The sequence below is a fragment of the Oceanospirillum maris DSM 6286 genome (assembly GCF_000422865.1).
Classification (GTDB): Bacteria; Pseudomonadota; Gammaproteobacteria; order Pseudomonadales; family Halomonadaceae; genus Oceanospirillum; species Oceanospirillum maris.
This window is the reverse complement of record NZ_AUGW01000007.1, coordinates 36630-61406: the sequence shown is the minus strand read 5'-3', so window position 1 is coordinate 61406 and position 24777 is coordinate 36630. Positions and strand designations below refer to the sequence as shown.

The following is a 24777-nucleotide window of genomic DNA, read 5'->3' as shown; positions in this document are numbered from 1 at the left end:
GTTAAAAATCAAAATCATGCTACAATCTTGCTTTTAAGTGGGTGGTTAAGGTTGAAACCACTGTGTTTATCGCAGGTTATTGGTGCTTGGTAGTGATACTGAGGCATTTTTTAGCCTGTTGTGATTGAGTAAGAGAGCGTCATAAATGACAACGGTGACCCGTAGCGCGCTAGTTATGCACTCTGCCCGTGAGATGTATGACTTGGTTAACGATTGTGAATCCTATCCTGAATTTCTGCCTTGGTGCAGTGATGCCACTCTGGTTGAATCGTCAGAGACGCATATGGTGGGTAAGTTAGAGATTGCTAAGGCTGGCATTAAGCATAGTTTTACAACCCGAAATACTTTAGAAGCCCCACACCATATACATTTACAGTTAGTGAATGGCCCTTTTAAAAAGCTGGTTGGTGATTGGCATTTTGATGTCTTGTCTGAAGAGGCTTGTAAAGTATCTCTGACGATGGAGTTTGAGTTTGCCAGTAGAGTGCTCGGCATGGCATTAGGTGGCGTGTTTAATCAGGCGGCGAATACGTTAGTGGATGCATTTTGTCAGCGGGCGGATAGTGTTTATGGACAATAAGTTAATTCGGGTAGAGGTTGTGTATGCACTGCCCAATGAGCAGCGGGTTGTGGAACTGCACCTGCCGGAAGGATCGACGGTACTGCAAGCGGCAGAACGCTCTGGACTGGATAAGCATTATCCTGAAATTGATCTAGCCTCAGCCCCGTTAGGGGTGTTTAGTAAGTTGGCGAAAAAACCAGCAGAGCAAGTATTGCGAGACAATGATCGGGTTGAGATTTATCGCCCCTTAATTGCAGACCCTAAAAAGGCTCGCGCTAACCGCGCGGCTAAACAGCAAGCGTCTTAACATGCCCGCCAGGGCTGTGGGCGGGCATTAAATGTTAAAGTGGCTGATTAGGTTTACGGTTTTTTCTTGATCTGCTTTAGATCGTTGCCATCAAAATAGAGGGATACCGTTTGTTGTGTTACGTTATCTCTTGGATCTTTTGACCAATAGATGTAATCCCAGCGGTTTTGATCAAGGCTGGAAGGCGTCAACGGCATCCCCATCACGTAAATAACTTGTTCACGGGTAAGGCCGGGTTGTAACTGATTGATCATCTCATCCGTCATGACGTGACCTTGCTGAAGATCCCTTTTATAAGCGCCGGGAAAAATACAGCCAGAAAGTGTGACGAACGACGAAAAGATGACTAAAATGATGAGTCTTTGCATTTGAGAATATCTTTCACCTTGTTGTGCAATTCTGGAATAATACCGGAAATAAGCATCGACTGCTAAGCGAGACCGGAAAAACATGGCAGATGAAAACCAAGAACTGAAAAAAGCAGGTCTAAAAGTAACACTACCGCGTATTAAAATCCTTCAGTTGCTGGAAAATGCAGACGCTCATCATATGAGTGCTGAAGATGTCTATAAGGCGTTGTTAGATGCGGGGGAGGATGTCGGTTTAGCGACCGTATACCGTGTTTTAACTCAGTTCGAGTCAGCAGGATTGGTCGTTCGACATAATTTTGACGGCGGACATGCTGTATTTGAGCTTGCGAAAGAAGAGCACCATGATCATATCGTCTGTGTTGATACAGGGGATGTCATTGAGTTTTTTGATGCTGAAATTGAACGTCGTCAGCATGAGATTGTGGCAGAACATGGTTATGAAATGGTCGACCACGCTCTAGTCTTGTACGTACGTAAGAGAAGCTAGGTTTTACGTATGTAGGAAGCGGCTGAAGCTGACATTTTTTATAATGCTCTGTTTCTCGCTTATTATCGAGCCCCAAGGCTGGTTTGCCAGCTATTGGGGTGTTATTACCCCCCCCCTTTTTAGTGATTGCCTTTCTTTACTGTCTTTTTCTATCGTCTCTTTATTTCCCTTCTTTTTGATCGTTGTCGCAAATGGTAATAAGTCTGCCGATAACGATGTGTTATGTCTCGATACTGATAGTTATTTAGTTATTTGTTTGGATTTAAATATATTAGAAAATACTTTATTATATTTGCCTTTACAGCAGCCACTTGCAGATGCTTTGCAGGTTAATCGAATCGCCATTTTGTTGTATCGGCAGTCTTGTATAGGTAGTAATCCATAATGAAAAAACAGCTGTTTTCGGCGATGCTTTCGATCGCTTGTGTGTTGTCCATTTCTCTTTCTAGTCTTGTCTTTGCCGATAGTGGAGGTCGCTCGGATGGTATCGGTATTAGTCCAAACCAGACGTATAAGCTTAAGCAGCAGGCGACATCTCCGGTGCTTTTTATTGATGTGAGAGACCCCGTTGAAATTATGTTTGTGGGGTTTACGGATGAAGTTGATCTAAATATTCCTTTTCTAATTGTCGACCGAAGTCAGTGGAATGCTGAGAAAAATAGCTTCCGTCTTTACCGTAACCCAGATTTTATTGCTCAGGTTGAGCAGGCTTTGCAAGATCGGGGCATGGATAAAAGCGCAACCATCATAACAATGTGCCGCTCGGGCAGTGCGCGAGGTTTGCCTAGTGCAGAGTTCCTAAGAAACAATGGGTTTGAAAATGCTCGCTATGTTGTTAACGGGTTTCAAGGAAGCGCGGTTAAAGATGGTGCTCAAAAAGGACTACGTATTAAAAATGGTTGGCAAAACTCAGGTTTACCTTGGGGAAGTAAGCCGAATGCAGATAAGATTTTTCGAGTTGATCGTTAATGCTTCGGCTATTGATATAACGGTGCTTTAAGGCTTGAAGTAGGGTTAGGTCTTTGTTTTTTTGCGGCTGATACTGAGCATCTCTGCTGCATGGGCAAGGGTTTGTTCCGTTAGATCGACACCACCAAGCATGCGTGCCAGTTCTGTGGTGCGCTCTTGATCCGCAAGCCAGTTCATCTGTGAGCGAGTGTTATCTTCCGTACTGTGCTTGCTAATGTGTAGGTGTTGGTCGCCCTGTGCAGCTACCTGTGGCAAGTGTGTTACGGACAAGATCTGGCCTTTTTTCGCTAAGTTATGCAGGAGTTGGCCAACTATCTCCGCTGTTCCTCCGCTAATGCCGACATCAACTTCATCAAAAACCAGCGTTGGAATAGCCGAGGTTTGAGCGGTGATTACCTGAATGGCCAAACTAATACGAGATAGTTCGCCACCGGAGGCAATCTTGATCATAGGTTTGGCTGGTTGGCCGGGGTTGGTGCTGATTAAAAACTCAATATCATCGGTGCCGGTGGGCTGGAATTGATCCGTGCTTTTAATCGAGATTTCAAATCGTGCGTTACTCATGCCGAGTTGTGCCAGTTGCTCGTTAACGTTCTGGTTAAGTTGTTGAGCAAAGCTGTGGCGCTTTTTATTCAATACGGCTGCGCTTTCGCGGTATTGATCGGTTAGCTCTTGTAGTTTTTCGGCGAGCTGGTCGATATTTTGCGGCCCACTTTCAATATTGTCTAACTCTTCCCGTAGGGCGAGACTGTGGGCATAGAGTTCTTCCGGTGTAATGTGATGTTTGCGTGCAAGCTGGTAGATAGAGGATAGGCGGTCTTCGACGAATTGAAGGCGTTCTGGGTCGATCTCGCAGCGATCAATAAAGAAGCTAAGCTCCCGGGAAGCTTCTTCCACTTGAATCAATGCATCGCTGAGCATCTGTCCAATATTGGTTAATTGCGTATCTTGGTAAGGAATCTGGCTCAGTCGTTGGCACGCGTGATTAAGCGTTTGGCGTGCACCGTCGTTGTCGCCATCGCACAGATCAAGGGTGGCTTGGCCTTCAGAAATCAGGGTTTCGGCATTGGCTAGATCCTGTTGCTCTTGTTCTAGTTGTTGTAGTTCGTGCTCCTCAAGCCCTAATTGTTCCAGTTCTTCAACCTGGTAGCGCAGTAGCTCTAAACGAGCTTGCTGTTCGCTGTCCTCGGTTTTGAGTTTTTCCAGCTGTTTTCGTACCTGCTGCCATGATTTAAAGAGCTGGCGCTGCTGTTTTATATCCGTAGATAAGTGGCCAAATTCATCAAGTAGAACCAAGTGGGTCTCTTTTCTTAAAAGAGACTGGTGCTCGTGCTGGCCGTGAATATCAATCAGATAACCGCCCAACTGCTTTAACAGCTGTGCTGAGCAGGGCTGGCCGTTGATCCAAGCTTTAGAGCGACCATTGGCGTGAATAACGCGGCGCAGGACGCATTCGCAGGCGTGTTCTTCATCCGTTAGCTCTTGATCTTCAAGCCAAGAGAGGGCTTGAGGTAGTGCGGTAATATCAAAATGAGCATGAATTTCTGCTTTGCTGGCGGTATGACGCACGCTATCTGCATCAGCTCTATCCCCTAAGGCTAAGCCGAGAGCATCTAATAAGATGGATTTTCCCGCACCGGTTTCGCCGGTGATGACGGTCATGCCTTCAGGTAAATCCAGTTCTAGGTGTTCCACAATGGCTAAATTATTTATGGCCAAATACGTCAGCATCTATGCATCCTCGCGCCGGTCAGCACCATTGAAATATCGGGTGAAAATCAAACATGGCTATTTATACAGTATTGTTATGGGTTGCCGCAAACGATGTTGATCTTGTCGTCGCACAATAGAGGTTGTTATCGATAGATCTGGGTATTTCACAATAATTTTAATCATTCAGGGCGATAAAGTTGAATAAAGCAGCCAATAGGGTTGAAAAAAATAGGGCTAACCCAATATAACTTTGCAATTGGTGATAACAGATCTGAAGCGAGAGATACAGACGCAATGACAACTGAAGAGCAGAAAAAGACCGCACAGGAAGAGCTGGATCAAGCTCAGCAGACCGCTGAAGGCGATACGATTGACGGTAACGTAGTTGACGATATGACGACCGCTGATGATACCGCGACCGTTGATGCCAGCAATGAAATAGCCGCTCTTGAAGAGCAGCTTGCGCAGACGAAAGAACAAGTGTTGCGTGCCCATGCTGATGCTCAAAATGCTCGCCGTCGCGCAGAGCAAGATGTTGAAAAAGCTCATAAATTTGCACTGGAAAAGTTCACGAAAGAACTGCTTCCGGTGATCGATAGCCTAGAACGCGCGTTAGACGCTTTTGATCAGCATGATGTTGATACTGCGGTTAAAGAAGGTGTTGAAATGACATTGAGCATGTTTGTCGGCACCTTAGAAAAATTCAAGGTTGAGGCGATTAACCCACAGGGTAAACCGTTTGATCCTCAGTACCATGAAGCCATGTCGATGGTGCCAAACCCTGACGTTGAGCCAAACTCCGTTATTGCGGTGATGCAGAAAGGCTATCTGTTGAATGGTCGCCTTGTGCGCCCTGCCATGGTGATGGTTTCTAAAGCACCTTAAATAGGGTTTAGAAATCGAAAAAAATTAAAATGCAGGCCTTGAAAGAAAACGTAAAGGCCGCATATAGCAGTTAAATGCAAAGAAAAGCGGCGAAAAGCAAAGCTTATGCCGCAAACTCTACAGAATTAGATTGAAAGACCGGAGAATATTATGGGCCGCATTATCGGTATCGACTTAGGTACAACCAACTCTTGTGTTGCTGTAATGGATGGCGAAAAAGCACGGGTAATTGAAAACGCTGAAGGCGATCGTACCACCCCGTCAATTGTCGCATTTACTGATGACAATGAGATTTTGGTAGGCCAATCTGCTAAGCGCCAATCTGTGACCAACCCGAACAACACATTGTTTGCGGTTAAGCGTCTGATTGGTCGTCGTTTTGAAGATGACGTTGTACAGAAAGACATTAAAATGGTGCCTTACTCCATTGTTAAAGCCGATAACGGTGACGCATGGGTTGAAGTAAAAGGCGACAAAAAAGCACCACCACAGATCTCTGCAGAGATTCTGAAAAAGATGAAGAAAACTGCAGAAGACTATCTGGGTGAAGAAGTAACAGAAGCGGTTATTACTGTTCCTGCTTACTTTAACGATTCCCAGCGTCAAGCAACTAAAGATGCAGGTAAAATCGCAGGTCTAGATGTTAAGCGTATCATTAACGAGCCAACGGCTGCTGCTCTAGCTTATGGTATGGATAAAGCCCGTGGCGATCGTACTGTAGCGGTATATGACTTGGGTGGTGGTACCTTTGATATCTCTATCATCGAAATCGCAGAAGTTGATGGCGAGCACCAGTTTGAAGTGCTGGCGACTAACGGTGATACTTTCCTGGGTGGTGAAGATTTTGACTTGGCCGTTATTAACTATCTAGCGGATGAGTTTAAGAAAGACTCTGGTATTGACCTGCATAACGACCCTCTAGCGCTTCAGCGTTTGAAGGAAGCGGGTGAGAAAGCGAAGATCGAACTCTCTACCAGTCAGCAAAGTGATGTGAATCTACCGTATATTACGGCTGATGCGTCAGGTCCTAAGCACTTAAACGTTAAGCTGACCCGTGCGAAACTGGAGTCCCTTGTTGGTGACTTAGTTCAGCGTTCTCTAGCGCCTTGTGAAATCGCGCTGAAAGATGCAGGCCTGTCTATCTCTGAAATTGATGATGTGATTTTGGTTGGTGGTCAAACTCGTATGCCACAGGTTCAGGCGAAAGTTGCTGAATTCTTTGGTAAAGAGCCGCGTAAAGATGTTAACCCAGATGAAGCTGTTGCTATTGGTGCTTCCATTCAAGGTGGTGTACTGTCCGGTGAAGTTAAAGACGTACTGCTGCTAGATGTAACACCTCTAACGCTGGGTATCGAAACCATGGGTGGCGTTGCTACTCCTGTTATCGATAAGAACACCACGATTCCTACTAAGAAATCTCAAGTGTTCTCAACCGCAGATGACAACCAGACGGCTGTAACCATCCACGTAGTACAGGGTGAGCGTAAGCAAGCAACACAGAATAAATCGCTGGGTCGTTTCGATCTGGCTGATATTCCACCTGCGCCACGTGGTGTACCGCAGGTTGAAGTAACGTTTGATATTGATGCGAATGGTATTCTGAACGTATCAGCGAAAGACAAGGCGACAGGTAAAGAACAGTCTATCGTGATTAAAGCCTCTTCTGGCTTGTCCGATGATGAAGTTGATCAAATGGTACGTGACGCAGAAGCTAACGCTGAAGCTGATAAGAAGTTTGAAGAACTGGTTCAAACCCGTAACCAAGGCGACGCTATGTTGCACGCAACTAAGAAAACCTTAGAAGAAGCGGGTGATAAAGCAACGGCAGAAGAGAAAGAGAAGATTGAAGCAGCGATTAAAGATCTGGACGAAGCCCTAAAAGGCGACGATGCAGATGATATCAAAGCTAAGACCAACACTCTGACTGAAGCCTCTGGCGAACTAGCGCAGAAACTATACGCTGAGCAAGCGGCTGAAGCGCAACAAGGTCAAGACGGCGAGCAAGCCGCAGACCAAGGTTCTGCTAAATCAGATGATGTCGTTGATGCTGAATTTGAAGAAGTTAAAGACGACAAGAAATAAGTCGTTTTAGGCCAAGGATGACAGAACGCGGGAGACTCTCCCGCGTTCTTGTATCCGCCACTTTTTCAGATTATTTCTCTTTCTCAACCTATGGTTAGTGAACAATGTCTAAGCGTGATTATTATGACGTTCTGGGGGTCTCCAAGAGCGATGATGAAAAAGCCATTAAAAAGGCTTACCGTCGCTTAGCGATGAAATACCATCCCGACCGTAACCCGGATGACGAAGAAGCCGCGGAAAAATTCCGTGAAGCGACAGAAGCTTATGATGTTCTGACGACAGCTGAAAAACGTGCGGCTTACGACCAGTACGGTCATGCTGGCGTTGATGGTCAAGCTGGAGGCGGCTATGGCGGAGGTGGCGCTGGAGCCGGTGGCTTTGGCGACGCGTTTGGTGATATTTTTGGTGATATCTTCGGCGGAGGCGGTGGTGGTCGCCACGATCCTAACGCCCCTCAGCGTGGATCTGATCTGCGTTACCGTCTTGATCTGAATCTTGAGGAAGCTGTACACGGAACAACCGTTAGCATCAAAGTACCAACACTTATTGAATGCGACAGTTGTGATGGTACGGGATCTGCCGATAACGCTCCACCAATGACATGTACAACCTGTGGCGGTCATGGCCAGGTGCGTATGCAGCAGGGCTTTTTCTCTGTGCAGCAGACCTGCCCAAGCTGTCATGGTCGCGGTACCTTGATTAAAAATCCATGCCGTAAGTGTCGTGGCGAAGGTCGCGTTCAAGATCAGAAAACACTGTCTGTTAAGATTCCACCGGGCGTTGATACAGGTGATCGCATTCGCTTGAGTGGCGAAGGTGAAGCTGGTGTTAATGGTGGCCCAACGGGTGATCTGTATGTGCAGGTTAGTGTCCGCCAGCATGAGATTTTCGAGCGTGATGGCCGTGATCTTTACTGTGAAGTGCCGGTCTCTTTTGTTGATGCGGCTTTAGGTGGTGAGCTTGAGGTACCAACTCTTGATGGCCGTGTGAAGCTGAAAATCCCCGCAGAAGCGCAAACAGGTAAGATGTTCCGCTTGCGCGGCAAGGGTGTGAAGCCGGTACGTGGCGGTGTTCAGGGTGATTTGATGTGTAAGATTTTGGTGGAGACGCCGGTTAATCTTACTGAACGTCAAAAAGAACTGCTACGAGAGTTCAAGGATAGTATGGAAGATACTCAGGGTCGTCACTCACCAAAAACCAATAGTTGGTTTGATTCGGTGAAAAAGTTCTTTGAAGAGTTTAAGAGCTAAGCATTAGAATAAACATCCAGCAGGAAGCAGTGTTTGGTCATTCATGGCATTCTGTCATTAATGGTTTAGGCGGCTTCCTGTTTTTGTTTCTGCCGATGTCATTTTCCCGTACAGCGGGATGTTAAAAAAGGGGCGAGCGATGGCACCTATTCAAGTGGACTCACAGGCTTTGTGGCGTGAGATACAGGACGAAGCTCGCCTAGAAGCGGAGCGTGAGCCTTTTCTCGCCAGTTATTTTCATAGCACGATTATTGGTCACAGTGACTTTTCTGGCGCGTTATCTTACTTGCTGGCAATAAAGCTGGCGGATGATGTGATGCCGGCTGTCAGTTTAAGAGAGCTGATTGAGGGCTCTTTCTCCAGTAGCTGCCAAATTATGACCGCGACGTGTCAGGATATTGTAGCTGTTCGAGATCGAGATCCTGCGATTACGCAGTTGTCTACGGTGCTGCTGTACCTGAAGGGTTTTCAGGCGCTGCAGGCCTATCGAGTGGCCCATTGCATGTGGTGCCATGGTCGTCGTTCTATGGCGCTCTATCTGCAAAGTCGTATTAGCCAAGTGTTTCAGGTGGATATCCATCCTGCGGCCAAGATTGGTCGCGGTGTGATGTTTGATCATGCGACGGGTATTGTGATTGGTGAAACCTGCGTGATCGAAGATGATGTTTCGATTATGCAGAACGTTACCCTCGGCGGCACAGGTAAAGAGTGCGGTGATCGCCATCCCAAAATTCGGGAAGGTGTTTTGATTGCCGCGGGTGCTAAGATTTTCGGTAACATTGAAATCGGTGTTGGCGCTAAAGTAGGGGGTGGCTCTGTGGTGCTGGATAATGTTCCGCCTCATACCACCGTTGTTGGTGTGCCAGCTAAAATTGTCGGTAGTTCGGGCTGCGCCAAGCCTGCTCTGGATATGAATCAGCAAATCTCCAGCTCTGAAATTCCCAACTCTAAATAACCGAGTAAGCTGCTTTATTAAGCGTTTATCAAGAAAAGCATAAAAGGATATCAAGATGATCAAAGTAGCCGTAATCGGTGCCGCAGGTCGTATGGGTAAAACCAATATTGAAGCGATCACACAGGCTGAAGGCGTTACGCTAGGCGCTGCTATTGTTGAGCCAGATAGCAGTCTGATTGGTGTTGATGCCGGTGAAATGGCAGGCGTTGGTAAGCTGGGTGTTTGTGTTGTGGGTTCGTTGGATGCGGCTAAAGATGATTTTGATGTACTGATCGACTTTACTGCACCCCAAGTCACGCTGGTCAACCTGGCTTTTTGTGCTGAGCATGGCAAGAAAATCGTTATTGGCACGACAGGCCTTAATGACGAAGAGAAAGCGGCGCTGGAATCTTTTGCAGACCGAGTGGCTATTATGTTTGCGCCCAATATGAGTGTTGGTGTAAATGTCACTTTGAAACTGCTGGAAATGGCCGCCAGTGTGTTGGGCGATGACTACGATGTGGAAATTATCGAGGCCCATCATCGCTATAAGGTTGACTCACCTTCCGGTACAGCATTGCGTATGGGTGAAGCGGTTGCCGGTGCCCTAGGGCGAGACCTGAAAGAGTGTGCCGTTTACGGACGAGAAGGCCAGATCGGCCCGCGCACTCAAAAAGAGATCGGTTTCGAGACGATTCGTGCCGGTGATGTGGTGGGTGACCATACGGTTTTATTCGCCACTGAAGGTGAACGCGTGGAAATTACGCATAAAGCATCCAGCCGAATGACGTTTGCCAAAGGTGCTGTACGGGCTTGCCATTGGTTGGCCGATAAAGATGTTGGCTTGTTTGATATGCAAGATGTATTAAACCTAAAGTAATGTTTGGCTTGGTGTGTTGTTAACTCGCTGAAACCGCGATGTATCCAGCCTTTGCCTGAAAATAGACAAAGGAAGTCATGGACGTGGCAGGCTAAATTGCCTAAAATATGGCGGATTATTGGCCGGACGAAGGGTCAAATCACACCAGATAATAAAAAAGCGGGATGGAACTTTGTTTCATCTCGCTTTTTTGCAGCTGTAGGCCGGGGTTTTGCTGTAATAACCCTTACAGTGCAACAGTGCAGAGCTTATTCAGATCAGAATCGCGTGACGGGAGGAGGTTGACTTGAACAGACCAGCCATATTGGCCCTTGAAGACGGAAGTGTGTTTCAAGGTGTGGCCATTGGTAATGACGGCATCACCAGTGGAGAGGTGGTATTTAACACCTCAATGACCGGATATCAGGAAATCCTGACAGATCCATCGTATACCAAACAGATTGTTACCCTCACTTATCCCCATATCGGCAACACCGGAACCAACAGTGAAGACGTGGAATCAGATAGCGTTTGCGCTTCTGGGCTTATCATTCGTGATCTTCCTCTTCTTGCTAGCAACTTCCGTAACCAGAAATCACTGGATGATTATCTGAAAGAAAATGGCATTGTTGCGATTGCTGATATTGATACGCGTCGTTTAACCCGTATTCTGCGTGAGAAAGGCTCTCTGCGCGGCGCGATTGTCGCCGGTAGTGATATTTCTGAAGAACAGGCATTGAAAGCGGCTCAAGCCTTTCCAGGCTTGAAAGGCATGGATCTGGCCAAAGAAGTGACTACCCGTCAGTCATACCGCTGGAACCAATCGAGCTGGGAGCTGGGTAAAGGCTACATTCACCGTGATGACAGTGAGCTGCCTTACCATGTCGTGGCTTACGACTACGGTGTGAAATACAACATTCTGCGTATGCTGGTTGAGCGTGGTTGTCAGCTGACGGTTGTTCCGGCGCAAACGTCAGCGAGCGACGTTCTAGCTTTGAATCCAGACGGCATCTTCCTGTCAAACGGCCCTGGTGATCCAGAGCCATGTGATTACGCGATCACTGCCATTAAAGAGATTCTGGAAACGGATATTCCTGTATTTGGCATCTGCCTAGGCCATCAGTTATTGGCTTTGGCTAGCGGTGCGAAAACAGAGAAAATGAAGTTTGGTCACCACGGTGCAAACCACCCTGTTCAGAGCTTGGACGATCAAACGGTTATGATCACCAGTCAGAACCACGGTTTTGCGGTTGACGAAAGCAGCTTGCCAAGCAACCTACGTACGACGCACAAATCGTTATTTGACGGTTCTTTGCAGGGTATTGAGCGCACTGACAAGAAAGCTTTTAGCTTTCAGGGTCACCCAGAAGCAAGCCCTGGCCCACGGGATGTTGCACCGTTGTTCGATCGTTTTATCGACAATGTTAAGGCCCATGTGGAAAAGCGCGGTTAACAGTATCTGACCCTAGCTTGGCTTCAGCCAAGCTTTTGATGCTGAACTGATACCAACCCGATTTTTAGTGTGTGAGTGACCATGCCAAAACGTACCGATATAGAAAGTATTCTGATTCTGGGCGCAGGCCCTATCATCATTGGTCAGGCCTGTGAGTTTGACTATTCTGGCGCGCAAGCTTGTAAGGCTCTGCGCGAAGAGGGTTACCGAGTTATTTTGGTGAACTCAAACCCTGCAACCATCATGACTGATCCTACGATGGCTGATGCGACCTACATCGAGCCTATCACTTGGCAAACGGTTGCTAAGATCATTGAAAAAGAACGTCCCGATGCCGTGCTGCCAACAATGGGTGGCCAGACCGCACTGAACTGTGCGCTGGATCTGGAAAAGCATGGTGTGTTGGAAGCGTTTGGCGTTGAGATGATCGGCGCAAATGCTGATACCATCGATAAAGCGGAAAACCGTGAGCGCTTTGATAAAGCGATGAAAAATATCGGTTTGGAATGCCCACGCGCTGAAATCGCCCACAACATGGATGAAGCTTGGGATATACAGACTCGTTTAGGCTTTCCATGCATCATTCGTCCGTCGTTTACCATGGGCGGAACCGGTGGTGGTATCGCATATAATAAAGAAGAGTTTGAAGAGATCTGTACTCGTGGCCTTGATCTGTCACCAACCAGCGAGCTGCTGATTGATGAATCCCTGATCGGCTGGAAAGAGTACGAGATGGAAGTTGTACGTGATAAAAACGACAACTGCATCATCGTGTGTGCTATCGAAAACTTCGATGCTATGGGCGTGCATACCGGTGATTCCATCACGGTTGCTCCGGCTCAGACATTGACCGATAAAGAATATCAGATCATGCGTGATGCCTCTTTGGCCGTATTGCGTGAGATTGGCGTAGAGACCGGCGGTTCTAACGTACAGTTTGGTGTTGATCCTGATACTGGACGTATGGTTGTTATCGAGATGAACCCGCGTGTTTCACGTTCTTCGGCATTGGCCTCTAAGGCAACGGGTTTCCCGATTGCTAAAATCGCCGCTAAGCTGGCCGTGGGTTACACCCTTGATGAACTGCAGAATGATATTACGGGTGGTCGTACACCTGCCTCATTCGAGCCGTCTATTGATTACGTTGTGACTAAGATACCTCGTTTCACCTTCGAGAAATTCCCACAGGCTAATGACCGTCTGACCACTCAGATGAAATCTGTTGGCGAAGTAATGGCTATTGGCCGTACCCTGCAAGAATCTCTGCAAAAAGCTTTGCGCGGACTTGAAGTGGGCGTGTGTGGCTTTGATCCTATTCTGGATACGACTGAAGAAGGTCATCTAGAAAAACTGAAGGGTGAACTGCAAAATCCAGGTGCCGACCGTATTTGGTATATCGGTGATGCGTTCCGTTTAGGCATGACCGTTGATGAGCTATACGCTGTTACCGGTGTTGATCCTTGGTTCCTGGTTCAGATTGAAGACATTATCAAAGATGAGCAGCGTGTATCCAAAATGGGTATGTCTGAGCTGACAAAAGATGTGATCTTCCGCCTGAAGCGCAAAGGCTTCTCTGATGAGCGCTTGGCAACCTTGCTGGATGTGTCTGAAAAAGAATTCCGCAAGCTGCGTCAGAAGCTAGGTGTTCGCCCCGTTTATAAGCGTGTTGATACCTGTGCGGCAGAGTTTGCCTCTGACACGGCCTATATGTACTCCACCTATGAAGAAGAGTGCGAAGCTGACCCCTCTGACCGTGAAAAAATCATGGTTATCGGCGGCGGCCCTAACCGTATCGGTCAAGGTATTGAGTTTGACTATTGCTGCGTACATGCCGCTCTAGCTGCCCGTGAAGATGGTTACGAAACCATCATGGTGAACTGTAACCCTGAAACCGTTTCTACCGATTACGATACGTCTGATCGCCTGTTCTTTGAACCGATCACCTTAGAAGATGTGTTGGAAATTGTTGATAAAGAGCAGCCAAAAGGTGTGATCGTGCAGTTTGGTGGGCAAACGCCGCTGAAACTGGCCCGTGAACTTGAAGCCGCTGGTGTACCTATCATTGGTACAACACCTGATGCCATTGACCGTGCAGAAGACCGTGAACGCTTCCAGAAAATGATTGAGCGTCTTGATCTTCTTCAGCCACCTAATGCGACAGCCCGTAGCCAAGAAGAAGCGGTTCTTCTGGCTCAGAAAATTGGTTATCCGTTAGTGGTTCGTCCATCTTATGTTCTAGGTGGTCGCGCGATGGAAATCGTATACAGCGATGAAGAGCTAAACCGCTATATGACCACGGCGGTTAAAGTATCTAACGACAGCCCTGTTCTGCTAGATCATTTCCTGAATGCTGCTATTGAAATTGATATCGATGCGGTTTCTGACGGTAAGCACGTTGTTATCGGTAGTGTGATGCAGCATATCGAACAGGCCGGTGTTCACTCCGGTGACTCCGCTTGTTCATTGCCACCATACAGCTTGCCATCTGATGTTCAGGACAAAATGCGTGATATGGTGAAGCGCATGGCATTGGAGCTTGGCGTTGTTGGTCTAATGAACGTACAGCTGGCTTGGCAAGATGGCGAAGTTTATGTGATCGAGGTTAACCCTCGTGCATCACGTACTGTGCCGTTCGTCTCCAAGTGTATTGGTGTGTCTTTAGCTAAAGTCGCTGCGCGCTGCATGACAGGTATCTCTCTGGAAGAGCAAGGCTTTACCAAAGAGATCGTACCAACGCTATACAGTGTGAAAGAAGCGGTATTCCCATTCAACAAATTCCAAGCTGTTGATCCGATTCTAGGCCCAGAAATGAAGTCTACCGGTGAAGTGATGGGTGTGGGCGATACCTTTGCTGAAGCGTTCTTAAAAGCTCAGCAGGGTGCGGGTGAAATCTTGCCGCAGAATGCAGGTCGTGCAATTTTGAGTGTACGTGAAGCCGATAAAGGCGCTGTTGTTGATGTGGCTAAATCACTACGTAAACTAGGCTTTGAACTGTTAGCAACTCGTGGCACGGCCAAGGTGCTTGAAGAAGCAAATATCCCAGTTGAAGTTGTTAATAAAGTTAATGAAGGTCGGCCACACCTTGTCGATATGCTAAAAAATGATGAAGTGGCATACATTGTAAACACCACGGAAGGCCGTAAAGCCATTGCGGATTCCTCAACTATTCGACGTACGGCGTTGCAGCACAAAGTGCCATACTCCACAACGATTGCCGCCGCGAAGGCTGTTTGTTTGGCCCTAGAGTACGGTGATGAGATTAATGTACGTCGCTTGCAGGATATCCATTCAGGAGTAAGTGCATGAAACGATACCCGATGACGGTCGAAGGCGAAAAACGCCTTCGTACGGAGCTGGAAGATCTTAAAACGGTTCAACGTCCGCGTGTTATTGCCTCTATTGCAGAAGCACGGGAACACGGTGACTTGAAAGAGAACGCTGAATACCATGCAGCCCGTGAGCAGCAAGGGTTTATTGAAGGGCGTATTCAAGAGCTGGAAGGTAAATTATCTACCGCCCAAGTGATTGATATCTCTTTGATCCCTAAAAGTGGGAAAGTGATCTTTGGTAGCACCGCCGAACTCTATAATCTTGATACCGAAGAAGAAGTGCGTTATCAAGTAGTGGGCGATGATGAGGCGGATATCAAAGCCGGTAAAATCTCGGTGAACTCACCGATTGCCCGTGCCTTAATTGGCAAAGAAGAGGGTGATGTCGTGGTGGTGTTAACACCGGGCGGTGAGGTTGAGTACGAAATATCAAAAGTGCATTACATCTAAAAAATAAGGGGGCTGATGCCCCCTTATCTCTTTTTTACCGTATAAGCTTGCCGTTAAATATATCGGCGTGTTACTTGCGGTTTAGATAGTGCGCGTAACGAACCAAGTTAGATAGCTTGGCATTCTGCTCTTTAGATTTGCGGTATAGAACAGCCATTTTACCAATGGTTTGTACTAGCTCAGAACCAGTTTTCTGTCTGATTTCTTCAATCAGAAGTACTTTGCTTTCACGGTCAGAAACGCTGATGCGTACTTTGATTAGCTCATGGTCGACCAGTGCACGGTCTACTTCGCCAAGAAGCCCGTCGCTCAGACCATTTTCGGAAACGATAACCACAGGATCTAAGTGGTGGGCGATAGAGCGGTACTGTTTTTTAACTGCAGATGTCAGGGACATAAAACTTCCAGAGGTGCTTGCCTTGAATTTGGCTTGGGTAAAACCCACATTGTAGCTAAGTGCAGGGCGGATGATAATCTCTGACCGACTTTGTTTACAGGAAATTTGTGTGGCTAGATCAAAAACCAGTGCGAGCTGGCTAAAAGAACACTTTGATGACCGTTATGTACAGAAATCCCGTGATGATGGTTATCGTTCCAGGGCCAGTTATAAATTGTTGGAGCTGAATGAGAAAGACAAACTGTTTCGTTCCGGTATGACGGTGGTTGATCTGGGTGCAGCGCCTGGAGGCTGGTCGCAGGTTGCGATTGAGAAAGTCGGTGAGAACGGTGTTGTTATTGCCTCAGATATTCTCGAAATGGAGCCGATTGCTGATGTTACCTTTATTCAAGGTGACTTCACTGAAGAGACCGTTTATGACGAGATTATGGCTTCTATTGGTGATCGCCCTGTTGATATGGTGATTTCTGATATGGCGCCTAATTTGAGCGGTATGTCAGCGATGGATCAACCACGAGGAATGTATCTGGTTGAGCTGGCCTTAGATCTTGCCTCTCGAACATTAAAGAAAGATGGCGTGTTTTTAGCCAAAGTGTTTCAGGGCGAAGGCTTTGATGCTTACTTGAAACAGCTTAAAGAGCAGTTTAAAACGGTGATTACACGGAAGCCGGATGCCTCACGGGCAAGATCCCGAGAAGTTTACCTTCTTGCTAAGGGTTTTAAAGGCTAGACCCTGATCGGATGGTTGAACCGATTGGAGTATAGTATTGTCTATGAAGTATCCTGAAATGCAGGCAATCAAAGCGATCAAACAGAGGGTGAGCCCTTGAACGATATGGCAAAAAATTTAATCTTGTGGCTAATTATTGCTGCAGTGTTATTAACAGTATTTAATAATTTTAGTGCTGATTCATCACCACTACGTATGAATTACACCGACTTCATTGAAGAAGTACAGAGTGATCGAGTACGTAAAGTAGTGGTTGATGGTTATGTGATCAGTGGCGAAAGAACAGATGGCAGTCGTTTTGAGACGATTCGGCCAGCGGTTCAAGACCCTAAATTGATGGATGACTTGATTCGACATCAAGTGACGGTAGAAGGCCGGCAGCCTGAACAGCAAAGTGTTTGGTCTCGTCTACTGGTCGCTAGCTTTCCGATCCTTATTATATTGGCGATCTTTTTCTTCTTCATGCGCCAGATGCAAGGTGGTGGCGGTGGTGGTAAGGGCCCGATGAGTTTTGGTAAGTCCAAAGCGCGACTTTTATCTCAAGATCAGATTAAAACAACCTTCGCAGATGTAGCGGGTGTTGATGAAGCGAAAGAAGAAGTCAAAGAGCTGGTCGACTTTCTGAAAGATCCAGGCAAGTTCCAGCGCCTTGGTGGCAAAATTCCTCGCGGTGTATTGATGGTGGGGCAGCCTGGTACAGGTAAAACGATGCTGGCAAAAGCGATTGCCGGTGAAGCCAAGGTACCTTTCTTTACTATTTCTGGTTCTGACTTTGTTGAAATGTTTGTGGGTGTGGGCGCATCCCGTGTTCGCGACATGTTCGAGCAAGCTAAGAAGCAAGCGCCTTGCATTATCTTTATTGATGAGATTGATGCGGTAGGTCGTCAGCGTGGTTCTGGTATGGGCGGCGGTCATGATGAGCGTGAGCAAACCTTGAACCAACTATTGGTTGAGATGGATGGCTTTGAGGGCAACGAAGGCGTTATCGTCATTGCTGCGACTAACCGTCCTGACGTTCTTGATGCGGCCTTACTGCGTCCAGGTCGTTTTGACCGACAAGTAACCGTTGGCCTGCCTGATATTCGTGGTCGTGAGCAGATTCTAAAAGTACATATGCGTAAAGTGCCGATCGCTGATGATGTTGATCCGGCTATTATTGCCCGTGGTACACCGGGATTTTCAGGTGCGGATCTTGCGAATCTTGTTAACGAAGCCGCTCTGTTTGCTGCCCGTAGCGATAGCCGTTTGGTTAGTATGAGTGAATTTGATCTTGCGAAAGACAAAATCATCATGGGTACTGAGCGTAAGACAATGGTGATGTCGGATAAAGAGAAGCTGAATACCGCTTATCATGAAGCCGGTCACGCTATTGTGGGGCGTGTGGTACCTGAGCATGATCCTGTCTACAAGGTAAGTATTATTCCCCGTGGTCGCGCTTTGGGTGTCACCATGTTCTTGCCTGAAGAAGATCGCTACAGCCAAAGTCGTAATGGTCTCTTAAGTCAGATCTGTAGCTTGTATGGCGGACGTATCGCCGAAGAGATGACCCTAGGCTTTGACGGTGTTACAACCGGAGCGGCTAACGACATTAAGCGTGCTACCGAGATTGCTCACAGCATGGTGACCAAGTGGGGTTTATCCCGAGAACTTGGCCCATTGATGTATAACGAAGATGATTCTCACCAGTTCTTGGGTGGGGCATCAAGTGGCGGTCCAGGTAAGTTCTCTTCCGCTGAGATTGCTAGCAAGTTAGATAAAGAGATTCGACAGGTCATTGATGAGTGCTACACCCGTGCTCAAGATATCTTGATGGAGAATCGCGACAAGCTCGATATGATGGCTCAAGCCTTGATGAAGTACGAAACCATCGATGCGAAACAGATCGACTCCATTATGGAAGGTCGTGAGCCTGATGCACCTGAAGGCTGGGTAGAAAAAGGCCATGCTGCTGCTGAAGCAACCACTGAAGCAAAAGCGAATGAGACGGTCTTTGATACCAACAAGGTAACCCCTATTAAGCCAAAAGGAAGTGTTGAGGCCGATCAGAATGCTGATGATAAGCCGAAAGATCAGGATTGATTTGCAGCTATTTGAATAGCTTGCCTAAATCCTTGCCTTAACTTAAGGGCGTGATTTAAAGTGTTTGATTTTTAAGCGAGAAAGCTTGATGTCGAACCTTGAATCACGCCCTTTTTCTTTTGGCCGTCATTGGCTAGATCTAAACCGTATTCAGGTGATGGGGATTCTTAATGTTACTCCGGACTCTTTCTCTGATGGCGGTCGACATAACAGTCTTGATCAGGCACTAAAACATGCGGAAGCGATGTTGGCCGCAGGTGCCACTTTAATTGATGTCGGTGGCGAATCTACACGCCCAGGTGCGGCGGTTGTTGCCGAGCAGGAAGAGCTGGATCGTGTCATTCCAGTCGTTGAAGCTCTTGTGCGAGAATTTGATGCCCTTGTCTCCGTTGATACCAGTACCTCTGCGGTAATACGTGAAAGTGCCAAGGCTGGTGCAAGTCTGATTAATGATGTACGGGCTTTAGAAAAAGAAGGTGCTGTAGAGGCGGCGGCGGCAACAAGTTTGCCTGTTTGTCTTATGCACATGCAAGGGCAGCCAAAGGATATGCAGGACAACCCTGTTTATGGCGACCTTTTATCAGAGATTGAGCGGTATTTTAATCAGCGTATTGCCGCCTGTGAGAGTGCTGGTATTTCACCGGATCGAATCATCCTTGACCCGGGTTATGGCTTTGGTAAGACCTTGGCGCATAATTGTAGTTTGATCAAACACTTAGCCGATATTAAAGCCTTGGGCTATCCCTTGCTGACCGGCACATCGCGGAAAAGTATGCTAGGGGCTATTACCGGCAAGAACGTACCTGCAGAACGTGTTATCGCCAGTGTTGCTAGTGCATTATTATGCGCGCAGCAGGGAGCTTGGATTGTTCGGGTACATGATGTAGACGCAACTATTGATGCGCTGAACGTCCTTCGGGCAGTGCAAGGAGCAGAATAATAATGAGTCGCAAATACTTTGGTACAGATGGTATCCGTGGACGGGTAGGAGAGTTTCCTGTAACCGCAGAATTTATGTTGAAGCTCGGATGGGCTGCAGGCAGGGTTTTTAATCAGCAGGGGCATAATAAAATCCTGATTGGTAAAGACACGCGTATTTCTGGCTATATGTTTGAATCAGCTTTAGAGGCAGGCTTATCTGCCGCCGGCGTCGATGTTTATTTGCTTGGTCCTATGCCAACCCCTGGCATCGCTTACCTCACCCGTACTTTTCATGCCCAGGCGGGAATTGTCATTAGCGCCTCTCATAATTCATTTGAAGATAATGGCATCAAGTTTTTCTCTGCTCAGGCGACCAAACTGCCTGATGAGATCGAAGCGGCGATTGAAGCCCAGCTTGAACTACCTATGGAAACCGTTAGCCCTGATAAGCTAGGTAAGGCTAAGCGTGTTGATGATGCCGCAGGCCGTTATATTGAGTTTTGCAAAAGTACTTTCCCGAACGAATACGACCTTAAGGGCCTTAAAATAGTGTTGGATTGCGCCCACGGTGCTACTTATCATATTGCACCTTCTGTCTTTAAGGAGCTTGGTGCTGATGTTGTCACCATAGGTACTTCGCCAGACGGTTTAAACATCAATAAAGAGGTCGGTTCCACATCGCCTCAAGCCTTACAAGCGGCGGTGTTGGAGCATCAAGCGGACTTGGGTATCGCCTTTGACGGTGATGGTGACCGTGTTGCGATGGTCGACCAGCAAGGCAAGCTACTTGACGGTGATGATTTACTTTATATTATTGCCTGCGATATGCAGCGTGAAGGTACGCTTTGCGGTGGTGTTGTTGGTACATTGATGAGTAACTACGGCCTTGAAAAGGCGTTTGCCTCCTTAGGCATCCCTTTTAATCGAGCGAAAGTAGGCGATCGTTATGTTATGGCTGAGCTTAAAGCGAAAGATTGGCGAGTAGGCGGCGAGAATTCTGGGCATATTGTTTGTCAGCATGTACAAACAACCGGTGACGGTATTGTCTCAGCGTTACAGGTTATGGCTGCCGTTGCCCGAAGCGGACGTACATTGGCGCAGTTGCTTGAGCCTTTAAATAAGCTTCCGCAGATACTGATTAATGTGCGACTTGGTGCTGCTACAGCAGAGCAAGTACAGTCTTCGCCTAAGGTTGTTGCTAAAATAGCCGAAGTTGAGCAGGCTTTAGATGGGCGTGGACGGTTATTATTGCGTCCGTCTGGTACTGAACCTCTGATCCGTGTTATGACCGAAGGTGAGGATGAAACTGAGGTTCGGGCGCTAGCGGAAGGTTTGGCGGTAGTAATTCAGCAAGAAGTCGCCGGATAATACGGGTTCGCCTTGTCAGTAGGGTTGGCATGAAGTAATATTTTGCGCCCTGAAATACAGGAAATGATATGCGTAAACAAATTGTCGCCGGTAACTGGAAAATGAATGGTTCAAATGAGCTGTTAAATTCCTTCGTACCTGCTCTGGCTGAAGAAGCCAAACAGTCACAAGCGGAAATTTTGGTTTGTCCGCCAGCACTTTTTTTAGGTGATATGCGTCGACTCGCCGGTGAATATCTGCTTGTGGGTGCGCAAAACTGCCATGAAGCGGTTTCTGGAGCATTTACAGGCGAGATTTCTGCGGATATGTTGGCTGATATGCAGTTAAGTCACGTTTTAGTCGGGCATTCAGAGCGGCGCGCTATTTACGGTGAAACTGACGCTTTAATCGCGGCTAAAACAAAGGCTGCCTTAAACGCGGGACTAACCGCCGTGCTTTGTGTCGGAGAAACCCTTGAAGAGCGCGAAGCAGGCCGTACATTAGATGTGGTTTTGGGGCAAGTTAGCGCGGTGGTTGAGCAGTTAACCTTAGCTGATTGGGCTAATCTTGTTGTTGCATACGAACCTGTATGGGCTATCGGTACGGGTAAAACCGCCAGTAGTGAGCAGGCTCAAGATGTGCATCAAGCGATTCGTGCGGCCTTGGCAGAGTACAGCCCAGAGCATGCGGATGCCATGCGCATTCTATATGGCGGTAGTGTAAAGGCTGATAATGCGGCCGAGCTTTTTGCCTGCCCTGATATTGATGGCGGCTTAGTGGGCGGTGCATCGCTCAATTCAGACGAATTTATTTCAATTTGCCGTTCGGCAAATTAAGCATAGGTTGAGATTAATGGATACCGTAATTCTAGCAGTACATGTGGTTCTGGCGATCGCTTTAGTGGGTCTGGTGATGATTCAGCAAGGCAAGGGCGCTGAGGCCGGAGCTTCATTCGGTGGTGGTGCTTCACAAACCGTTTTTGGTAGTACGGGAAGTGCTAGCTTTTTAGGTCGCCTTACCGGTATAATTGCGACCCTGTTTTTCGTGACAAGTTTGGCCTTGGCATTTTATGCCAGTCAAAATGCGAAGACCGCTAACCAAGCGGCAACAACCGGTATTGTGACAGAGCAAGCGATTGAAGAAGCAACAGGTGGTCTTCCTGTGTTGGAAACGATCGCACCAGCAGATGGTGATGTGCCAGCAGAGCGTTAAGATCTCATTGACTAGCCTTCTTGAGATAATGGTTTGCTAGTAAGTTTGAGTTGTTGGTTGCTAGTTAGAGAGTTGGTTAGAGTTGGATCGTTAGACAAGTTTTATGCCGAAGTGGTGGAATTGGTAGACACGCCATCTTGAGGGGGTGGTGGCCTTATGGTCGTGCGGGTTCAAGTCCCGCTTTCGGCACCAAATTAGCACAGACAGTCAGCTCTGACTGTTAATATGATTTATTACCAAATAGTCTATTGACTAAATGGGAATCAGGTCGTATAATGTGCTCCTTCATTGATGCGGGGTGGAGCAGCCTGGTAGCTCGTCGGGCTCATAACCCGAAGGTCGTCGGTTCAAATCCGGCCCCCGCTACCAATTTTCTATAACAAAAAGCCCCTTTTATAGGGGCTTTTTGTTAGCTGCAGAAAAGTTCAGTTCAGCTTTCTTATATTTCAGGGTGATTAGATGGCAAAGAAAGAGACTTTGCTGATCGATCTGGCCAAGCCAGTTGTCGAAGCACTGGGGCTTGAGTTCTGGGGGCTAGAATATAAGCCTCAGGGCAATCATTCTATGTTACGTATTTTTATCGACGGCCCTGATGGTGTTTCTGTCGATAATTGTGCGGATGTTAGTCGCCAAGTTAGCGGCTTATTAGACGTAGAAGACCCGATCAGCAGCGAATATACGCTGGAAGTATCTTCCCCAGGTATGGATCGTCCTTTATTTACCCTTGATCAGTTTGCCCGTTATAAAGGCCATAAAGTCGCCTTAAAACTGAATCTTGCATATGAAGGCCGACGTAAGTTTTCAGGTATTCTAAACGGCATCGAAGAAGATGAAGTGCTGGTTGTCGTAGATCAGGAAGAATACTTTTTCCCAATTGAGAATATTGAGCAGGCTCGAATAGTGCCGCAGTTTGATAACTAAGGACTTTTTGTTGAGGCAATGGCATGAGTAAAGAGATTCTTCTGGTAGTAGATGCCGTTTCAAACGAGAAAGGCGTTTCCAAAGAAGTGATTTTTGAGGCGATCGAATTAGCTCTAGCTAGTGCCTCAAAGAAACGTTTCGAAGGCGAAGAAGCGGACATCCGCGTAAGCATTGATCGTAGAACCGGTGAATACGATACTTTCCGTCGCTGGACAATAGTTGAAGATATCGAGCTGGATGATGTGGATTATGAAATTTCCCTCACCAATGCTCAAAAAAGAGATCCGGCTTTAGGCCTAGGCGACGTCATTGAAGACCAGATTGAGTCGATAGTTTTTGGTCGTATTGCTGCGCAAACCGCTAAACAAGTGATTGTGCAAAAAGTGCGTGAAGCTGAGCGTGCGGAGATTGTTCGTCAATACTCTGAGCGTCAAGGTGAGATTGTTAACGGTACGGTCAAGAAAACGACTCGTGATGGCGTTATTGTTGATTTAGGCAATAATGCGGAAGGTTATTTGCCACGAGATGAAATGATCGTTGGTGAAAAGTACCGTATGAACGATCGTGTTCGTGCACTTTTGGCGGAAGTTCGTCCAGAAGCTCGTGCAGGGCAGTTGCTATTAAGCCGTGCTCGTTCGCAGTTCCTGATAGAATTGTTCCGTATTGAAGTGCCTGAGATTGCCGAACAGCTGATCGAAATTCGTGGTGCTGCTCGTGATCCAGGTCTACGGGCCAAAATTGCCGTTAAAACTAACGACAAACGTATTGATCCGGTAGGTGCTTGTGTTGGTATGCGCGGTTCGCGCGTACAGGCAGTATCTTCCGAGCTGGGTAATGAACGTGTTGATATCGTGTTGTGGGATGATAATCCTGCGCAGTTAGTTATCAATGCCATGGCCCCAGCAGATGTAGCCTCTATCATTGTTGATGAAGATAAACATGAGATGGATGTTGCTGTTGACGCTGAAAATCTAGCGCAAGCTATTGGCCGTAATGGTCAAAACGTGCGCTTAGCCAGTGAGTTAACTGGTTGGAAAATCAACGTCATGACCGAAGAAGACGCGGAAGCCAAACAAGGTGAAGAATTTGATAGTGTTATTCAAATCTTCATTACTCATCTCGATGCAGATGACGAATTGGCCCGTATACTGGTTGAAGAAGGTTTCACCAGTTTAGAAGAAGTAGCCTATGTGCCAATTGAAGAAATGTTGGCCATTGAAGGCTTTGATGAAGATTTAGTTACAGAACTGCGCAGCCGTGCAAAAGATGAGCTACTGAATCTAGCGATTGCTACTGAAGAGCAGCTTGAAGATTCTGAACCAGCTGATGATCTGTTGAGCATGGAAGGCATGGACAAACACCTTGCATATGTATTGGCAAGCAAAGGTATCTGCACCATGGAAGACCTTGCTGAACAGTCCATTGACGACTTGCTTGATATAGATGGTATGTCTGAGGAAAAAGCCGGGAAGTTAATTATGACTGCCCGTGCCCCTTGGTTTGAAGGCGGCGAGTAGCG

23 protein-coding genes and 2 tRNA genes are annotated in these 24777 nt (G+C 47.2%); 22 read left to right on the top strand and 3 right to left on the bottom strand.

Going from position 1 to position 24777, the window contains the following annotated elements:
• Positions 1-145: 145 nt before the first annotated feature.
• Both G517_RS0101745 and G517_RS0101740 read left to right on the top strand, forming a co-directional pair.
• On the top strand, positions 146-580 hold the full coding sequence (locus G517_RS0101745; RefSeq protein WP_028302964.1) for a type II toxin-antitoxin system RatA family toxin: 435 nt from the start codon (positions 146-148) through the stop codon (positions 578-580).
• Complete coding sequence (locus tag G517_RS0101740; RefSeq protein ID WP_028302963.1) at positions 570-869, top strand: RnfH family protein; 300 nt, start codon at positions 570-572, stop codon at positions 867-869. The genes G517_RS0101745 and G517_RS0101740 overlap by 11 nt, the downstream gene beginning before the upstream one ends.
• 53 nt (positions 870-922) lie before the next feature.
• Here the strand turns inward: G517_RS0101740 and G517_RS0101735 are convergent, their stop codons facing one another.
• Positions 923-1237, bottom strand: a complete 315-nt coding sequence (locus G517_RS0101735) for an outer membrane protein assembly factor BamE (protein WP_028302962.1) — start codon at positions 1235-1237, stop codon at positions 923-925.
• Between the two features lie 82 nt (positions 1238-1319).
• On the opposite strand from G517_RS0101735, the gene fur reads away from it, so the two are divergent.
• Complete coding sequence (fur, locus tag G517_RS0101730) at positions 1320-1727, top strand: ferric iron uptake transcriptional regulator (protein WP_028302961.1); 408 nt, start codon at positions 1320-1322, stop codon at positions 1725-1727.
• Positions 1728-2111: 384 nt separating this feature from the next.
• Positions 2112-2696: a rhodanese-like domain-containing protein gene (locus G517_RS0101720; RefSeq protein ID WP_028302959.1), complete on the top strand. Its 585-nt coding sequence runs from the start codon at positions 2112-2114 to the stop codon at positions 2694-2696.
• A gap of 45 nt (positions 2697-2741) precedes the next feature.
• On the opposite strand, the gene recN is transcribed toward G517_RS0101720, so the two are convergent.
• The gene (gene recN, locus G517_RS0101715) at positions 2742-4427 is read right to left on the bottom strand and encodes a DNA repair protein RecN (RefSeq protein ID WP_028302958.1); all 1686 of its coding nucleotides are present in this window, start codon (positions 4425-4427) and stop codon (positions 2742-2744) included.
• 276 nt (positions 4428-4703) lie between these two features.
• Here recN and grpE point away from each other — a divergent pair, with 276 nt between their 5' ends.
• The 8 genes from grpE to greA all read left to right on the top strand — a co-directional run bounded on the left by grpE (position 4704) and on the right by greA (position 15651).
• Complete coding sequence (gene grpE, locus G517_RS0101710; RefSeq protein WP_028302957.1) at positions 4704-5294, top strand: nucleotide exchange factor GrpE; 591 nt, start codon at positions 4704-4706, stop codon at positions 5292-5294.
• A gap of 150 nt (positions 5295-5444) precedes the next feature.
• Entirely contained in the window at positions 5445-7376 is a 1932-nt protein-coding gene (gene dnaK / locus G517_RS0101705) for a molecular chaperone DnaK (RefSeq protein ID WP_028302956.1), read from the top strand.
• A 104-nt stretch (positions 7377-7480) separates the two neighbouring features.
• Positions 7481-8626: a molecular chaperone DnaJ gene (gene dnaJ / locus G517_RS0101700; protein ID WP_028302955.1), complete on the top strand. Its 1146-nt coding sequence runs from the start codon at positions 7481-7483 to the stop codon at positions 8624-8626.
• Positions 8627-8765: 139 nt separating this feature from the next.
• Positions 8766-9581, top strand: a complete 816-nt coding sequence (gene cysE, locus G517_RS0101695; RefSeq protein WP_028302954.1) for a serine O-acetyltransferase — start codon at positions 8766-8768, stop codon at positions 9579-9581.
• 55 nt (positions 9582-9636) lie between these two features.
• The gene (gene dapB, locus G517_RS0101690; protein ID WP_211224217.1) at positions 9637-10440 is read left to right on the top strand and encodes a 4-hydroxy-tetrahydrodipicolinate reductase; all 804 of its coding nucleotides are present in this window, start codon (positions 9637-9639) and stop codon (positions 10438-10440) included.
• A gap of 286 nt (positions 10441-10726) precedes the next feature.
• Entirely contained in the window at positions 10727-11872 is a 1146-nt protein-coding gene (gene carA, locus G517_RS0101685) for a glutamine-hydrolyzing carbamoyl-phosphate synthase small subunit (protein WP_028302952.1), read from the top strand.
• Positions 11873-11953: 81 nt separating this feature from the next.
• Positions 11954-15178, top strand: a complete 3225-nt coding sequence (carB, locus tag G517_RS0101680; RefSeq protein ID WP_028302951.1) for a carbamoyl-phosphate synthase large subunit — start codon at positions 11954-11956, stop codon at positions 15176-15178.
• Complete coding sequence (gene greA / locus G517_RS0101675) at positions 15175-15651, top strand: transcription elongation factor GreA (protein WP_028302950.1); 477 nt, start codon at positions 15175-15177, stop codon at positions 15649-15651. Before carB ends, greA begins: the two co-directional genes overlap by 4 nt.
• Before the next feature lie 70 nt (positions 15652-15721).
• Here greA and yhbY read toward each other — a convergent pair whose 3' ends face one another.
• Entirely contained in the window at positions 15722-16048 is a 327-nt protein-coding gene (yhbY, locus tag G517_RS0101670; RefSeq protein WP_028302949.1) for a ribosome assembly RNA-binding protein YhbY, read from the bottom strand.
• A 109-nt stretch (positions 16049-16157) separates the two neighbouring features.
• On the opposite strand from yhbY, the gene rlmE reads away from it, so the two are divergent.
• The 10 genes from rlmE (at position 16158) to nusA (ending at position 24775) form a co-directional block, all read left to right on the top strand.
• Positions 16158-16778 carry a 23S rRNA (uridine(2552)-2'-O)-methyltransferase RlmE gene (rlmE, locus tag G517_RS0101665; protein ID WP_028302948.1) on the top strand — a complete coding sequence of 207 codons (621 nt, stop codon included), beginning with the start codon at positions 16158-16160 and terminating at the stop codon, positions 16776-16778.
• Positions 16779-16874: 96 nt separating this feature from the next.
• Positions 16875-18857, top strand: coding sequence for an ATP-dependent zinc metalloprotease FtsH (ftsH, locus tag G517_RS17365; protein WP_211224216.1), 1983 nt, complete (start codon positions 16875-16877; stop codon positions 18855-18857).
• 88 nt (positions 18858-18945) lie between these two features.
• Positions 18946-19797 (top strand): dihydropteroate synthase, encoded by an 852-nt coding sequence (gene folP / locus G517_RS0101655; RefSeq protein WP_051205861.1) that lies wholly within the window; start codon positions 18946-18948, stop codon positions 19795-19797.
• A 2-nt stretch (positions 19798-19799) separates the two neighbouring features.
• A complete protein-coding gene (gene glmM / locus G517_RS0101650; RefSeq protein ID WP_028302946.1) occupies positions 19800-21146 on the top strand; it encodes a phosphoglucosamine mutase in 1347 nt (448 codons plus the stop codon).
• A gap of 68 nt (positions 21147-21214) precedes the next feature.
• Positions 21215-21961 carry a triose-phosphate isomerase gene (tpiA, locus tag G517_RS0101645; RefSeq protein ID WP_028302945.1) on the top strand — a complete coding sequence of 249 codons (747 nt, stop codon included), beginning with the start codon at positions 21215-21217 and terminating at the stop codon, positions 21959-21961.
• A 16-nt stretch (positions 21962-21977) separates the two neighbouring features.
• A complete protein-coding gene (gene secG / locus G517_RS0101640; protein ID WP_028302944.1) occupies positions 21978-22337 on the top strand; it encodes a preprotein translocase subunit SecG in 360 nt (119 codons plus the stop codon).
• A 105-nt stretch (positions 22338-22442) separates the two neighbouring features.
• Positions 22443-22529, top strand: a tRNA-Leu gene (locus G517_RS0101635).
• 100 nt (positions 22530-22629) lie between these two features.
• A tRNA-Met gene (locus tag G517_RS0101630) sits at positions 22630-22706 on the top strand.
• Between the two features lie 90 nt (positions 22707-22796).
• Complete coding sequence (rimP, locus tag G517_RS0101625) at positions 22797-23258, top strand: ribosome maturation factor RimP (RefSeq protein ID WP_028302943.1); 462 nt, start codon at positions 22797-22799, stop codon at positions 23256-23258.
• Between the two features lie 23 nt (positions 23259-23281).
• Positions 23282-24775: a transcription termination factor NusA gene (nusA, locus tag G517_RS0101620; RefSeq protein ID WP_028302942.1), complete on the top strand. Its 1494-nt coding sequence runs from the start codon at positions 23282-23284 to the stop codon at positions 24773-24775.
• The last annotated feature ends 2 nt before the right edge of the window (positions 24776-24777 follow it).